Genomic DNA, 14,978 nt, shown 5'->3' on the forward strand with positions numbered 1-14,978 from the left:
TATGCCCGGGGAGGAGGACCCCTCAGGCGTGGTGCTGGGCGTCCACGACCTCGCCGACGAGCTCCTCGATGACGTCCTCGAGCGCCGCGACGCCGACCACGGTGCCGGTGTCGGCCTGGACGACCCGGCCGAGGTGGGCGTTGCGGGCCTGCATGAGGGCCAGCGCGTCCTCCAGGGTCGAGCCCGTCGGGATCGTGGCCAGGCTGCGCACGAACTTGCGCGGCAGCTCCGCACCCCGCTCGCCCACCGGTGTGCCGATGACGTCCTTGAGGTGCACGTAGCCGCGCATCTCACCCTCGGTGCCCAGCACCGGGAAACGCGAGAACCCGGTCTGCGCGCACAGCTCCTCCAGCGCCTCGACCGTGGTGTGCGGCGGCACCGTGACCAGGGTGTCGAGCGGCAGGAGCACCTTCTCGACGGTGCCCTCGGTGAAGCTGAGCGCACCGGTGAGCAGCTCGGTCTCGGCCTCGTCGAGCAGGCCCTCGCGCCGGGAGTGCGCGATGAAGCCCGCGACCTCCTGGGCCGTGAAGGCCGAGGCCACCTCGTCCTTGGGGTCCACCTTGAGCAGCCGGAGCACGACGTTGGCGATGCCGTTGAGCAGCCAGATCACCGGGCGCAGGATCCACACCACGGCATACAGCGGGGGGCCCAGCGCCAGCGCGGCGCGCTCGGGAGTGGCCAGCGCGAAGTTCTTGGGCACCATCTCGCCGACCACCATGTGCAGGGTCACCACGATGGACAGCGCGATGGCGAACGCGATGGGGTGCACGAGCGCGTCGGGGACGCCGAGGGCCTCGAAGGCCGGCTCCATGAGATGGGCCACCGCCGGCTCGCCGATGGCGCCCAGACCCAGCGAGCACATGGTGATGCCGAGCTGGGCGCCGGCCATCATCAGCGACACACGCTCCATGGCGCGCAGCGTGATCCGGGCCAGGCGCGAGCCGCCCTGGGCGAGCGGCTCGATCTGGGTGCGCCGCGCCGAGATGAGCGCGAACTCGGCACCCACGAAGAAGGCGTTGCCCGCCAGCAGCAGGACCGCGATGAGGATCGCCATGCCGTCGCTCATGCCTGGCTCCCCTCCTCGTCTGCGGGCACCCGGCGCAGGACCACCCGGTCCACCCGGTGACCCTCGGTGCGGAAGACGGTGAGGCTGACGGTCGTCGTGACGGCGACCCCGTCCTCGTCGAGGTCGGCCAGGTCACGGACCTCGACCTGCACCTCGTCACCACGCTCCGGCAGCCGGCCCAGCAGCTCGGTGATGTAGCCGCCGACGGTGTCGGACTCCTGTGGCTCGGGCAGCTGGAGCTCGGTGAGGTCCTCGATCTCGTCGGGTCGCAGCAGCCCGGAGAGCAGCCAGCGCCCCCCGGCATACATCCGGGCACGGCCGACCGGACGGTCCTGCTCGTCCTGGATGTCGCCGACGATCTCCTCGACGAGGTCCTCCAGGGTCACGATGCCGTCGGTCCCGCCGTACTCGTCGACGACCAGCGCCATCTGCGGGCCGCTGCGGCGCAGCACACCCAGCAGCGGGTCGAGCTCCATCGTGGAGGGGACGGCCGGCAGCTCGTGCACGATCTGGCCCACGGTGACCGTGTGCCGGTCGGCGAGCGGCACCGCGACGGCGTGCTTGAAGTGCACCATCCCGAGCACGTCGTCCACGTCGTCGCCCAGCACCGGGAAGCGTCCGTGACCGGTCGCCACGGCCAGCGCCAGGACGGTGTCGGCGGTGTCGGTGGCGTCGACGAAGGTGACCCGCGGGCGGGGTGTCATCACGTCGACGGCCCGACGCTCGCCGAACTCGATCGAGCGTGCCAGCAGGGTGGCGGTGCCCTCCTGCAGGGTGCCGTGCTCCGCCGAGCGCGAGGCCAGCGAGGCCAGCTCGTCGGGCGTCCGGGCCGAGGCCAGCTCCTCCGACGGCTCGATGCCGACGGCGTTGAGGATCCTGTTGGCCATGCCGTTGAGCACCCGGATCAGCGGGCGGGTCACCGTGGTGAAGCCCCGCTGGAAGCCCACGACCGCGCGACCGACACGCAGCGGCTCAGCGATGGCCCAGTTCTTGGGCACGAGCTCGCCGAAGATCATCTGCGTGCCCGTCGCGAGGGCGAAGGCAATCGCGAAGGACACCGCGGTCGTGGCCCCGTCGGAGAGCCCGGCCAGCCCCACCGGACCGCGCAGGATGGTCGCGATCGAGGGTTCGGCGATGAAGCCGACCACCAGGGAGGTGACGGTGATGCCGAGCTGGGCTCCGGAGAGCTGGGTGGACAGGGACCGCAGGGCCGCCAGGACGCTGCGGGAGCGCCGGTCACCCTCCTCGGCGTGCCGCTCGACGGTGGTGCGGTCGACGGTGACCAGCGAGAACTCGGCCGCCACGAAGAGCGCGTTGAACGTGATGAGGAGCACCACGGCGCCCAGGAGAAGCCACTCGGTCACAACGGGTCACCGTCACGGGTCGAGCTCGGACTGTCAGGCTCCTCAGGGCAGGGTGCAGCGGGCATGCGCCAGAGTGTATGCGCTCGCGCGGCGCGCCGTCCTCAGCCGGAGGACCTGGGATGCCGTCAGCGGAACGCCTGCTGCCCCGTGAGCGCCTGGCCCACGACCAGGGTGTGCATCTCGGTGGTGCCCTCGTAGGTGACCACGGACTCGAGGTTGGCGGCGTGCCGCAGCGGGGAGTAGTCGGCGCTGATGCCGTTGGCCCCCAGCACGCTGCGGCACTCGCGGGCGACCGCCAGGGCACGCCGGGCGTTGGTGAGCTTGCCCAGGCTCACCTGCTGCGGGCGCAGCAGGCCCGCGTCCTTGAGCCGGCCCAGCTGGCGGGCCAGCAGCATGCCGGTGACGTAGTCGGCGGTCAGGTCGGCGAGCTTGGCCTGGGTCAGCTGGAAGCCCGCGATGGGGCGCCCGAACTGGTGGCGCGTGCCGGCATACGAGATCGCCGTCTCCAGTGCGTCCCGCGCCGCGCCCATCGCCCCGAACACGATGCCGAAGCGCGCCTCGGTCAGGCAGCCCAGGGGCCCCCGCAGACCCTCGGCGCCGGGCAGCACCGCCGCGGCGGGCAGACGCACCCCGTCGAGCACGAGCTCGCTGGTGACCGACGCACGCAGGGACAGCTTGCCGGTCATCAGCGGCGCCGAGAAGCCGGCGGTGTCGGTGGGCACGACGAAGCCCCGGACTCCCTCGTCGGTCTGCGCCCAGACCACGGCGACGTCGGCCACCGAGCCGTTGGTGATCCACATCTTGGTGCCGTCGAGCACCCAGTCGCCCCCGTCGCGCCGCGCCCGGGTGCGCATGCTGCCCGGGTCGGAGCCGTGGTCGGGCTCGGTGAGCCCGAAGCAGCCGACGAGCTCGCCCCGCGCCATCCCCGGCAGCCACTGCTCCTGCTGCTCCGTGCTGCCGTAGGCGTGGATCGCGTGCATCGCCAGCGATCCCTGGACGCTCACCAGCGAGCGCAGGCCGGAGTCGACCGCCTCGACCTCGGTGCACACCAGGCCGTATGCCGTCGCGCTCGCGCCGGCGCAGCCGTGACCCTCCAGGTGCATGCCCAGGACGCCCAGCCGGCCGAGCTCACGGGCCAGCTCGCGCACCGGCAGCTCCCCCGCGACATACCACTGCCCGATGTGCGGGCGGGCGTGCTCGGCCAGGAACTCGCGCACGCTGGCCCGCATCGCCAGGTCCTCCTCGGACAGGCCGTGGTCGAGCCCGCCGAGCTCGTCGGGGGTCCAGATGCGCGTGGGGGTGACCGGGCGCTGGGCGGAGGTGTCCACAGCTCCCGACTGTAGGCGACGATGGGCGCCATGACCCATCACATCCCGGTGGACTGCTGGCTCACCGACATGGACGGCGTCCTCGTGCACGAGGAACAGGCCCTGCCGGGCGCCGCCGACTTCATCGCCGCCCTGCGCGAGCACTCCATGCGCTTCCAGGTGCTGACCAACAACTCCATCTACACCCCGCGGGACCTGCGGGTGCGGCTGGCCGCCGGGGGCATCGACGTGCCCGAGAGCGCCATCTGGACCTCGGCCCTGGCCACCGCCGACTTCCTGCGCTCCCAGCGGGACGGCGGCTCGGCCTACGTCATCGGCGAGGCCGGGCTGACCACGGCGCTGCACGACGTCGGCTACGTGCTCACCGACCGGGACCCCGACTACGTCGTGCTCGGGGAGACCCGCACCTACTCCTTCGAGGCCATCACCAAGGCGATCCGGCTGGTCGAGGCGGGCGCACGGCTCATCGCGACCAACCCCGACCCGACCGGGCCCTCCTCGGAGGGCCCGCTGCCCGCGACCGGCGCGGTGGCGGCGCTGATCACCAAGGCGGTGGGGGTCGAGCCCTACTTCGTGGGCAAGCCCAACCCGCTGATGATGCGCAGCGCGCTCAACCGGATCGAGGCGCACTCGGAGCACACCGTGATGGTCGGCGACCGGATGGACACCGACATCGTCTCGGGGCTGGAGGCGGGCCTGCGCACGGTGCTCGTGCTCAGCGGCTCCACCCGGGCCGACCAGGTCGACCGCTACCCCTACCGGCCCACCCGCGTGTGCGACTCGATCGCCGACGTGGTGCCGCTGGTGGGCGAGCTCGCCGAGGGCAGCATCCAGGCCGCGCCCGGGATCGACTGAGCGACCCGCCCCGTCGCGGCCGGCGTGGTGGCGCTCAGCCCCCCGGCGGTCGCCACAGGGCCAGGGCGGTGGACGTGCTGCGCCGCCGCGGCCGGGTGCCCGGACGCAGCGCGACGACCTCGCCGCTGAGCCCGGCCGCGAAGATGCGGCCGCCCGCGCCGAGGGCGTCGGTGAGCAGCTCGTTGCGCTCGGTCAGCGCGGTGACCTTGGCCTGCAGGGCCTCGACCTGGTGCTCCAGCTCCATGATGCGCTGGATGCCGGCCAGGCTGACGCCCTCCTGGGAGAGCCGCTGGACCTCCCGGAGACGGTAGATGTCGCGCGAGGAGTAGCGGCGCCCGCCACCTCGGGTGCGCCGTGGCGTGACCAGGCCGAGCCGGTCGTACTGCCGCAGCGTCTGGGCGTGCATGCCGGCGAGCTCGGCCGCGATGGAGATGACGAAGACCGGTGCGTCCTCGTCGACGTCGCCTCGGGTCCGTGCCATGTCCTCACCTCCTCACGCGCTCGCCGTGCCGTCTTCGGGTGCCGCTCAGTCGGCGCCGGCCCGGGCGAACACCTCGGCCCGTGGGTCGAACCCGGCCTCGTCCGCCCGCAGCGCCTCGACGGCCTCCTTGGCGGCGTCGGACAGCCGCTGCGGCACGACGATCTGCACCTTGGCCAGCAGGTCGCCCGTGCCGTGCTTGGTCTCGATGCCGCGGCCCTTGACGCGCAGGACCCGGCCCGAGGGCGTGCCTGCGGCGACCTTGACCTTGACCGGCCGGCCGTCCAGGGTCGGCACGCTCACGGTCGCGCCGAGGGCCGCCTCGGCGAAGGTGACGGGCAGGTCGACGGTCAGGTTGTTGCCGTCCCGTCCGAAGACCGGGTGCGGCTCGACCCGGACGGTCAGCAGCAGGTCGCCCGCCGGTCCGCCGGCGTCCCCGGGGCGGCCCTTGCCGCGCAGCCGGATCTTCTGGCCGTCCTTCACCCCGGCCGGGATGCGGGTGGTGATGCGTCCGCCCTCGGGGGTGCCGAGGGTGACGGTGTCACCGGTCGCGGCCTGGCGGAAGGTCAGGGTCGTGCGGGCCTCGACGTCGCGGCCGGGGCGTGGCCCGCGCGGTGCGCCGAAGCCCATCGGGCCCTGGCCGCCCCGCCCACCGGGGGCCCCGGCACCGGCGAAGCCGCCGAGCAGGTCCTCCAGGTTGATGCTCTCGCCGCCCGCGGTGCTGAAGTGCACGTTCTGACGGCCTCCGCCGCCGCCCCCGCCGAACATCTGCGCGAAGACGTCCTCGAAGCCGCCGGCGCCGCCGGCCGCGCCGGGGCCGCCGGCGCCGGCGGTGAACCGGGCACCCCCGCGCGACATGGCGCGGACGGCGTCGTACTGCTTGCGCTGCTCGGGGTCGGACAGCACGGCATACGCCTCGCCGATGTCCTTGAACTTCTGCTCCGCCACGGTGTCCCCCGGCTTGGAGTCGGGATGCCACTGGCGCGCGAGCTTGCGGTAGGTCTTCTTGATCTCGGCCGCGTCGGCGTCCTGGGCGACCCCCAGGATCGCGTAGAAGTCCTTGTCGAACCAGTCCTGACTCGCCATCTGCGGGTCACCTCCTCCTCGTTCGCGTTGCTCGGGGTTCTGCACCCCAATGTGGCACTGTGCTCGGGGTTTCGCGGGCGCGAAACCCCGAGCACAGTGATCTAGGCCGGGTCGGCGACGGACACCCGGGCCGGCCGCACCACCCGGTCACCCACCTTGAAGCCGGGCTGCATGACCTGGACGACGGTCGTCTCGGTCGCGCCCTCGGGCAGGTCGGCCCCGGGCAGGTGCATGAGCGCCTCGTGCAGCGCGGGGTCGAACGTCTCCCCCGGTGCGCCGAACTGTTCCACGCCGAAGCGCCCGAGCGTCGCCGCGAGCTTGTCGGCGATCGCCGCGAACGGCCCGTCGGTGAGGTCACCGTGCTCACGCGCGGAGTGGATGTCGTCCAGCACCGGCAGCAGCGCCTCGACGACACCGCCGACCGCCACCTCCTTGTCGCGGGCCCGGTCCCGGTCCACGCGACGCCGGTAGTTGACGTACTCCGCCTGCAGCCGGCGCAGGTCCTCCAGGCGCTCCGCCGCCACCAGCGTGTCGGGGTGCTCCTCGCCCTGCTCGGGGTATGCCGTGTCGCCGACCTCGCCCGCGGGCGCCGCCTGCCCCGGCTCGCCGGCCTCGGGCTGCTGCCCGTCGGGCTGCGACCCCTCCGGGTGCGACACCTCGGGGTGCTCCGCCTCCGGCGAGGCCTCGGCCTGCGCGTCGCTCTGCTGCGAGGCCTGGGCCTCGGCGACCGTCTCGCGGACCTGGCCGGTCTGCGGGTCGACCTTGCGCTTGTCACGGACGACGGGCCCGGTGGGGCCGTCCTCGTGCTGAGGGTCGGCCCCACCGGCTCCCTGGCCCTGCTGGGTCACTTGGTGTCCTCGTCGTCGACGACCTCCGCGTCGACGACATCGCCGTCCTGCTCGTCGCTGCCACCCGGCTGCGCGCCCTCGGCGCCGGTGGCACCGGCACCGCCGGCAGCGCCCGCCTGGGCCTGCTCGGACTCGGCCTGCGCGGCATACATGGCGGAGCCCATCTTCTGGCTCTCGGTGGAGAGGGTCTCCATCTTCGCCTTGATGTCGTCATTGGACGCGCCCGACTCGGGAGCCAGGGCCGACTTGAGGTCGGCCAGGGCGGTGTCGACCGGGCCGCGGGCCTCGTCCGGCACCTTGTCGCCGGAGTCGGCCAGGAACTTCTCGGTGGAGTAGACCAGCTGCTCCGCGGTGTTGCGGGTCTCGGTCTCCTCGCGCCGCTTCTTGTCCTCCTCGGCGTGCGCCTCGGCGTCCTTGACCATGCGCTCGATCTCCTCCTTCGGCAGCGCGGAGCCACCGGAGATCGTCATCGACTGCTCCTTGCCGGTGCCGCGGTCCTTGGCGGAGACGTGCACGATGCCGTTGGCGTCGATGTCGAAGGTCACCTCGATCTGCGGCACGCCACGGGGGGCCGGGGCGATGCCGGTGAGCTCGAAGTTGCCGAGCAGCTTGTTGTGCTGCGCGATCTCGCGCTCACCCTGGTAGACCTGGATGCCGACCGAGGGCTGGTTGTCGCTGGCCGTGGTGAAGACCTCGGAGCGCTTGGTCGGGATGGCCGTGTTGCGCTCGATGAGCTTGGTCATGATCCCGCCCTGGGTCTCGATGCCCAGGCTCAGCGGGGTGACGTCGATGAGCAGCACGTCCTTGCGGTCGCCCTTGAGCACACCGGCCTGCAGGGCGGCGCCGACGGCGACGACCTCGTCCGGGTTGACGCCCTTGTTGGGCTCCTTGCCGGTCATCTTCTTGACCAGCTCGGCGACGGCCGGCATACGGGTCGAGCCGCCGACGAGCACCACGTGGTCGATGTCGGCCAGGTTGATGCCGGCGTCCTTGATGACCTGGTCGAAGGGGGCCTTGGTGCGCTCCAGCAGGTCCTGCGTCATCTGCTCGAACTGGGCGCGGGAGAGCGTCTCGTCCAGGTGGATCGGGCCGTTCTCGCCCATCGAGAGGTACTGCAGGTTGATGCCGGTGCTGGTGGAGCTGGACAGCTCCTTCTTGGCCTGCTCGGCCGCGTCGCGCAGCCGCTGCATCGCGATCTTGTCGTTGGACAGGTCGGTGCCGGTCGTGTTCTTCACCGTGGTCAGCAGGTGCTTGACGATGCGCTCGTCCCAGTCGTCACCGCCCAGCTTGTTGTCACCGTGGGTGGCCCGGACCTGGATGGTGGCGAAGCCGTCCTCGGAGTCCTTGCCGACCTCCAGCAGGGAGACGTCGAAGGTGCCGCCGCCGAGGTCGAAGACGAGGATCTGCTCGTCCTCCTTGCCCTTGTCCAGCCCGTAGGCGAGCGCCGCGGCGGTGGGCTCGTTGACGATGCGCAGGACCTTCAGGCCCGCGATCTCGCCGGCCTCCTTGGTGGCCTGGCGCTCGGCGTCGTCGAAGTAGGCCGGGACCGTGACGACCGCGTCGGTCACCGGCTCGCCGAGGTAGGACTCGGCGTCGCGCTTGAGCTTCATCAGGATGCGCGCGCTGATCTCCTGCGCGGTGAAGCTCTTGCCGTCGATCTCCGAGCTCCAGTCGGTGCCCATGTGGCGCTTGACCGAGCGGATGGTGCGGTCGACGTTGGTCACCGCCTGACGCTTGGCGATCTCGCCGACCAGGACCTCACCGTTCTTGGCGAAGCTGACGACGGAGGGGGTGGTGCGTCCACCCTCGGCGTTGGCGATGATCTCCGGCTCGCCACCGTCGAGGACGGCAACGGCGGAGTTGGTGGTGCCCAGGTCGATGCCTACTGCACGTCCCATGTGGTGTTCACTCCTGTATGTCGTGGGATGGGTGCCCGTGGGCGACCCGGTCCGGGTTGGTGCGTCAGGACTCAACCTGCGACAGCTCCCCGGACCTTGTCAAACCGGGACTCATCGAAGTTGAGTTCATCAGGCTCAACTACGGTGGTTGGAGATCTGTTCCCGACACGCGCTGACTGCTCGCGCAGCCCTCGAGGACAACGTTCGCGCCAAACCGTGCTAGCGTCTCCGGTGGTTGCTGTACCAGTCCTCGCATCGTGGCTCGGCACGACCGAGCCCCTCTCTACGAGGCAGAATCCCTGTTCGTCGTGGGCTTTCCGGCAACCAGCACGTCCCCCCACAAGGTGGGGCGTCCTCCAGCTAGACAAGAATGAGGCAGCACCAGTGGCTACAGGCACCGTGAAGTGGTTCAACGCCGAGAAGGGCTTCGGTTTCATCGAGCAGGACGGTGGCGGCGCAGACGTCTTCGTCCACTACTCGGCGATCGACAGCAGCGGCTACCGCGAGCTCAACGACGGCCAGAAGGTCGAGTTCGACGTGACCCAGGGCCCCAAGGGCCCGCAGGCCGAGAAGGTCCGCCCGCTCTGATCTGAGCTGTCGACCCTCGACTCACCAGGACGCCCCCCGACCACACGGTCGGGGGGCGTCCTGCTGTGCGCCGGCGCCCATCCACGAGAAGGCGGCGCTCGTAGGGTGGGCGGATGAGCGAAAGCCCCGGTCCGCAGGAGTGCATCCACGTCCTGGGCGCACGGCTGCACAACCTCCGTGACGTCGACGTGAGCATCCCGCGCAACCGGCTGGTGGCCCTCACCGGGGTCTCCGGCTCCGGCAAGTCGTCGCTGGCCTTCGGCACCATCCACGGTGAGGCCCAGCGGCGCTACTTCGACTCGGTGGCGCCCTTCGCGCGGCGGCTCATCCACACCGCGCTCGACCCGCAGGTGCGCGACGTCACCGGGCTGCCGCCCGCGGTCGCGCTGGAGCAGCGGCGGGCCGGGGGCAGCGGCCGCTCCACGGTGGGCACGGTGACCACGACCGGCAACACCCTGCGCATGCTGTTCTCCCGGTGCGGCGACTACCCCGCCGACGTGGCACCGATGGACTCCGACCACTTCTCGCCCAACACCGCGGTGGGCGCGTGCCCGGTGTGCTCGGGGCTCGGGGTCGTCCACGAGCCGACCGAGTCGTCGATGGTGCCCGACCCGGGCCTCAGCATCGCCGAGGGCGCCGTCGCCGCCTGGCCGGGAGCGTGGCAGGGCAAGAACTACCGCGACATCGTCGCCACCCTCGGTCATGACGTCGACGTGCCGTGGCGCGCGCTGCCGCAGGCCTCCCGAGACTGGATCCTGCACACCGAGGAGGAGCCCGTCGTCACCGTCGTGCCCGAGCGGGAGGCCGGCCGCATCCAGCGGCCGTACCAGGGCCGGTTCGCCAGTGCCCGGCGCTACCTCATGCGCACCCTGAGCGAGACGCGCAGCGCCACCCAGCGGGCACGGGCGCTGCGGTATGTCGTGAGCTCGCCCTGCCGGACGTGCGGGGGCCGGCGGCTGCGGCCGGAGGCGCTGCGCGTCACCTGTCAGGGCCTGGCCGTGGACGAGGCGAGCCGGCTCCCGGTCGCCGACCTGCTGCCCGTGCTCACCGGGAGGCTGGCGGTCCTCGACGCGGAGCATCCGCGCTCACGCTCCGGGGAGGGGTCCGGGAAGGGGGCCGGGCAGGAGCCCAGCGCCCGTGCCGAGGCCGAGCGGCTCCTGCTGCAGGATCTGACCGGCCGGCTCCAGGTGCTCGTCGACCTCGGCATCGGCCACCTCGACCTCGCGCGGCCGAGCACCTCCGTGTCGGCCGGCGAGCTGCAGCGCCTGAGGGTCGCCACCGCGGTGCGCTCGGGGCTCTTCGGTGTCGTCTACGTGCTCGACGAGCCGTCGGCCGGGCTGCACCCGCGGGACACCGAGGCGTTGCTCCGGGCGCTGCGGGGGCTGGTCGACGCCGGCAACTCGGTGCTGGTCGTCGAGCATGACATGGCCGTCGTCACCGCCTGCGACTGGGTGGTGGACGTCGGGCCGGGGGCCGGCTCCCAGGGTGGCCGGGTGCTGTGGTCCGGCCCGCTCGACGGCTTCCAGGACGTGCCCGGGTCCGTGACCGCGCGCTACCTCCACGACCCGGTGCACGCCACCGAGATCCGCCCCGCCGAGCCCTCGGCCGGCGCTCCGGCCGGCGTGACGGCATACGTCGCACCGCGACCGCGCCGGGGCGAGCTGCGGGTCACCGGCATCGAGCGGCACACCCTGCACGACGTCGCCGTGACGCTGCCGCTCGGGGTGCTGACGGTGGTCACCGGCATCTCGGGGTCCGGCAAGACCTCGCTGCTGGACGCCGTCCACGACACGGTGGGGGCCCGCCTGGCCCGGGTCGAGGACCAGCCCGACGCCGCCGCGGAGGACGGGGACGGCGCCGCCCCGCCCGGCCCGGCCGAGACGTCGGTGCCCCGTCCCGGCGAGGCCTCGGCGACCGGTGAGGTCGTGCCCACCCGGCTGGTGCGCATCACCCAGCAGCCCATCGGCCGGACGCCGCGGTCCAACCTCGCGACCTACACGGGGCTGTTCGACCACGTCCGCACGCTCTACGCGCGCACGGACCTGGCGCGCGAGCGGCACTACAAGGCCGGGCGGTTCAGCTTCAACGTCGCCGCCGGCCGCTGCGAGACCTGCCAGGGCGAGGGGCAGGTGTCCGTCGAGCTGCTCTTCCTGCCGGGCACGTGGTCGACCTGCCCCACCTGCCACGGCGCGCGCTACAACCCGGAGACCCTGGAGGTCACCTGGCAGGGGCTGAGCATCGCCGACGTCCTGGCCCTCACCGTCGCTCAGGCCCTCGACGTCTTCGCCGGGCAGCCGGCGGTGCACCGGGCCCTCGACGCGCTGGCGGCGCTCGGCCTGGGCTACCTGACCCTCGGGCAGCCGGCCACCGAGCTGTCCGGCGGCGAGGCGCAGCGCATCAAGCTGGCCTCGGAGCTGCAGACCGAGCGCCGCTCCCCCACCCTCTACCTGCTCGACGAGCCCACCTCGGGCCTGCACCCCGCCGACGTGCACCGGCTGCTCCGCCAGCTGCACGCGCTGGTCGACGCCGGCCACACGGTGGTGCTCGCCGAGCACGACGCGGCGGCGCTGGCCACCGCGGACTGGGTCGTCGAGCTGGGCCCGGGAGCCGGCGACGCGGGCGGGCGGGTGGTCGCCACCGGCCCCCCGTCCGGGCCGGGGACCTCCTAGGCCAGGAGCTCACGCACCCGCGGGACGACCTGGGTGCCGTAGAGCTCGACCGCGCGCATGAGCTGGCCGTGCGGCATGGGCCCGTTGCTGTACTTCAGGTCGAACCGGCTCAGCCCGAGCGTCCGCACGGTGTCGGCGACCTTGCGCGCCACGGTCTCCGGGGAGCCTGCGAACACGGCCCCCTCGTCGGCCTCGGCGTCGAACTGCGCCCGGGAGGTGGGGCCCCAGCCGCGCTCAGCGCCGATACGGTCCCGGTTGGCCTTGAAGTGCGGGAACATCAGCTCCCGCGCCTGGGCGTCGGTGTCCGCGACGAAGCCGGGTGCGTGCACACCGACCGGCAGCTCGGGCAGCCCGAGCTCGGCGAGCGCCCGGCGGTACAGGTCGGCGTAGGGGGCGAACCGGGCCGCTGCCCCACCGATGACCGCCAGCATCATCGGGATGCCGTGCTGCGCCGCACGCACGACGGACTCCGGCGAGCCGCCGACGCCGACCCACGTGCGCACCGTGCCTGCCTCGGTCTTGGGGTAGACGTGGGCTCCCTGCAGCGGGCCGCGGACGCTGCCCTGCCAGGTGACGGCCCCCTCGGAGCGCAGGGCCGCGAAGAGGCCGAGCTTCTCGGAGAACAGCCGCTCGTAGTCGGCGAGCCGGAACCCGAAGAGCGGGAAGGACTCGGTGAACGAACCGCGCCCCAGCGTCACCTCGGCCCGTCCGCCGGACAGCCCGTCGAGGGTCGCGGCCTTCTCGTAGACGCGCACCGGGTCGTCCGAGCTCAGCACCGTCACCGCGGTGCCGAGCAGCATCCGCCGGGTGCGGGAGGCGATGGCCGCGAGCACGAGCTCGGGTGAGGAGACGGCGTAGTCGTCACGGTGGTGCTCGCCGATGCCGAACGCGTCGACGCCGACCTCGTCGGCGAGCACGCCCTGCTCGACGACCTCGCGCAGCACCTGCCCGTAGGTGCGGGGGGCGCCGGAGTCGTCGACCGTGACGTCACCGAAGGTGTCGAGGCCGAGCTGCACCTCGGCCCGCGGCAGCACGGGCTGGAGCGGGGCAGGGGACTCAGGCATGTCCTCACGGTATGCCGTGGGACCTTCGACCCTGGTCAATGGTGTTGACACCGGCGAAGGATGGGGCCACCACATCCCCTACGGACGGAGCAGATATGAGTCAGATGACGGGCAAGGTGGCCCTGGTGACGGGCGCCGGCGCGGGCCTGGGCGCAGCGATGGCGCTGGCCTTCGCCGACAAGGGCGCGGCCGTGGTGCTGGCCGACCTGGACGGCCCGGGCGGGCCGGAGACGGCTGCCCGGATCGAGCAGGCCGGTGGCTCGGCGACCTTCGTCACCTGTGACGTCACCGACGAGGCCCAGGTGAAGGCCGCCGTCGAGACGGCGGTGTCGACCTACGGCGGGCTGGACTACGCCTGCAACAACGCCGGCATCGAGGGCCACCAGGCGCCGACCCACGAGATGAGCGCCGAGGAGTTCCGACGGGTCGTCGAGGTCAACCTGATGGGCGTCTTCCACGGCATCAAGCACGAGGTGCCCGCCCTGCTCGAGCGCGGTGGCGGGACGATCGTCAACATCTCCTCCACCGCGGGCCTGCGCGGCTACGCCAACCTGGGGCCCTACGTCGCCTCGAAGCACGCCGTCGCCGGCCTCACCAAGGCCGCGGCGCTGGAGTACGCCACCCAGGGCGTCCGTGTCCTGTCGGTGCACCCGGCCGCCATCGAGACGCAGATGATCGCGCGTGCCATGGCGGAGAACCCCGCGCTGGCCGACGCGATGGAGTCGATGCACCCGATCGGGCGCGTGGGCCAGCCCCGCGAGGTCGCCGACGTCGTGGTGTTCCTGTGCTCGGACGGCGCGTCCTTCATGACGGGCAGCCCCGTGCTCGTCGACGGCGGGGCGCTCTGCCACGGCTGAGCCCCTCGACCGGGCCGCGGGCGGAGCGGGGGGCCGGCGGCTGAGCGTGCGACCTGCGCTCAGCCGCCGAGCCGCTCCCGCAGCAGCGCGATGTCGTCGGCCATGTGCTCCCAGGGCGTCTCGCAGACGACGGGAGCCCCGGCCTGCCGGACGACGTCGACGATCTCGTCGAGGCCGATCCGTCCCTCGCCCAGCGTCGTGTGCCGGTCGCGCCCCGAGTCGAACTCGTCCCGGGAGTCGTTGCAGTGCACGAGGTCGACCCGGCCGGTGACCCCCCGGAGCCGCTCGACCGCGCTCGACAGCTCGATGCCGCCCGCGTGGGCGTGGCAGGTGTCCAGGCAGAAGCCCGCACCGAAGTCACCCACGGCCTCCCACAGCCGGGCGATCGAGTCGAGGCGGCGGGCCATGGACGCGTCCCCGCCGGCGGTGTTCTCGATGAGGACCGGCAGCGGGAAGCCGCCTTCGGCCTCGGTGCGCTCGAAGACCTTGCGCCAGTTGTCGTAGCCGACCTGCTCGTCCTCGCCCTTGGTCACGTGCCCGCCGTGCACGACCAGCCCCCGGGCACCGATGGCTGCCGCTGCCTGGGCGTGCTGGGCGAGCAGCTTGCGCGAGGGGATGCGGATGCGGTTGTTGCTCGTCGCCACGTTGAGCACGTAGGGGGCGTGCACGTAGACCGCGATGCCGTGGTCGTCCCAGGCGGACCTCAGGCGGTCGACGTCCTCACGGGGCTTCGGCTCCTTCCACCCCTGGGGGTCTGCCAGGAAGAGCTGCACGGTCTCGGCGCCCACCTCCAGCGCCGCCTCCAGCGGGTCCTCGTCGCGGACATGGGCTCCGACCAACAGCGTGCTCATGCTCCGAGCGTAGGCCGTGGCACCGA

At 72.5% G+C, this 14,978-nt stretch carries 13 protein-coding genes; 4 read left to right on the forward strand and 9 right to left on the reverse strand.

What is annotated here, in order from left to right; all coding sequences use genetic code 11:
• Positions 1–22: 22 nt before the first annotated feature.
• From LVO85_RS03625 to LVO85_RS03635, 3 genes are all read right to left on the reverse strand, one after another.
• Complete coding sequence (locus tag LVO85_RS03625; RefSeq protein WP_232746021.1) at positions 23–1,066, reverse strand: hemolysin family protein; 1,044 nt, start codon at positions 1,064–1,066, stop codon at positions 23–25.
• Entirely contained in the window at positions 1,063–2,430 is a 1,368-nt protein-coding gene (locus LVO85_RS03630) for a hemolysin family protein (RefSeq protein ID WP_232746022.1), read from the reverse strand. The genes LVO85_RS03625 and LVO85_RS03630 overlap by 4 nt, the downstream gene beginning before the upstream one ends.
• Positions 2,431–2,555: 125 nt before the next feature.
• Positions 2,556–3,758 (reverse strand): acyl-CoA dehydrogenase family protein, encoded by a 1,203-nt coding sequence (locus tag LVO85_RS03635; protein ID WP_232746023.1) that lies wholly within the window; start codon positions 3,756–3,758, stop codon positions 2,556–2,558.
• 30 nt (positions 3,759–3,788) lie between these two features.
• Here LVO85_RS03635 and LVO85_RS03640 point away from each other — a divergent pair, with 30 nt between their 5' ends.
• Positions 3,789–4,613, forward strand: a complete 825-nt coding sequence (locus LVO85_RS03640; protein ID WP_232746024.1) for an HAD-IIA family hydrolase — start codon at positions 3,789–3,791, stop codon at positions 4,611–4,613.
• Between the two features lie 34 nt (positions 4,614–4,647).
• On the opposite strand, the gene LVO85_RS03645 is transcribed toward LVO85_RS03640, so the two are convergent.
• The 4 genes from LVO85_RS03645 to dnaK form a co-directional block, all read right to left on the reverse strand.
• Complete coding sequence (locus LVO85_RS03645; RefSeq protein ID WP_232746025.1) at positions 4,648–5,094, reverse strand: heat shock protein transcriptional repressor HspR; 447 nt, start codon at positions 5,092–5,094, stop codon at positions 4,648–4,650.
• Between the two features lie 45 nt (positions 5,095–5,139).
• Positions 5,140–6,177 (reverse strand): DnaJ C-terminal domain-containing protein, encoded by a 1,038-nt coding sequence (locus LVO85_RS03650; protein WP_232746026.1) that lies wholly within the window; start codon positions 6,175–6,177, stop codon positions 5,140–5,142.
• 101 nt (positions 6,178–6,278) lie between these two features.
• Positions 6,279–7,025, reverse strand: a complete 747-nt coding sequence (gene grpE / locus LVO85_RS16940; RefSeq protein ID WP_232746027.1) for a nucleotide exchange factor GrpE — start codon at positions 7,023–7,025, stop codon at positions 6,279–6,281.
• Positions 7,022–8,923, reverse strand: a complete 1,902-nt coding sequence (gene dnaK, locus LVO85_RS03660; RefSeq protein ID WP_232746028.1) for a molecular chaperone DnaK — start codon at positions 8,921–8,923, stop codon at positions 7,022–7,024. The genes grpE and dnaK overlap by 4 nt, the downstream gene beginning before the upstream one ends.
• Positions 8,924–9,307: 384 nt before the next feature.
• On the opposite strand from dnaK, the gene LVO85_RS03665 reads away from it, so the two are divergent.
• Both LVO85_RS03665 and LVO85_RS03670 read left to right on the forward strand, forming a co-directional pair.
• Positions 9,308–9,511, forward strand: a complete 204-nt coding sequence (locus LVO85_RS03665; RefSeq protein WP_232746029.1) for a cold-shock protein — start codon at positions 9,308–9,310, stop codon at positions 9,509–9,511.
• 113 nt (positions 9,512–9,624) lie between these two features.
• Complete coding sequence (locus tag LVO85_RS03670) at positions 9,625–12,180, forward strand: excinuclease ABC subunit UvrA (RefSeq protein ID WP_232746030.1); 2,556 nt, start codon at positions 9,625–9,627, stop codon at positions 12,178–12,180.
• On the opposite strand, the gene LVO85_RS03675 is transcribed toward LVO85_RS03670, so the two are convergent.
• Positions 12,177–13,244, reverse strand: coding sequence for an LLM class flavin-dependent oxidoreductase (locus LVO85_RS03675; protein ID WP_232746031.1), 1,068 nt, complete (start codon positions 13,242–13,244; stop codon positions 12,177–12,179). The genes LVO85_RS03670 and LVO85_RS03675 overlap by 4 nt on opposite strands.
• Positions 13,245–13,339: 95 nt before the next feature.
• Between LVO85_RS03675 and LVO85_RS03680 the strand changes: the two genes are divergently transcribed.
• Positions 13,340–14,101, forward strand: coding sequence for a glucose 1-dehydrogenase (locus tag LVO85_RS03680; protein WP_232746032.1), 762 nt, complete (start codon positions 13,340–13,342; stop codon positions 14,099–14,101).
• A gap of 59 nt (positions 14,102–14,160) precedes the next feature.
• Here LVO85_RS03680 and LVO85_RS03685 read toward each other — a convergent pair whose 3' ends face one another.
• Positions 14,161–14,952 carry a deoxyribonuclease IV gene (locus tag LVO85_RS03685; RefSeq protein ID WP_232746033.1) on the reverse strand — a complete coding sequence of 264 codons (792 nt, stop codon included), beginning with the start codon at positions 14,950–14,952 and terminating at the stop codon, positions 14,161–14,163.
• Between the last annotated feature and the right edge of the window lie 26 nt (positions 14,953–14,978).

Source organism: Ornithinimicrobium sediminis (genome assembly GCF_021272345.1).
GTDB classification, from domain to species: domain Bacteria; phylum Actinomycetota; class Actinomycetes; order Actinomycetales; family Dermatophilaceae; genus Ornithinicoccus; species Ornithinicoccus sediminis_B.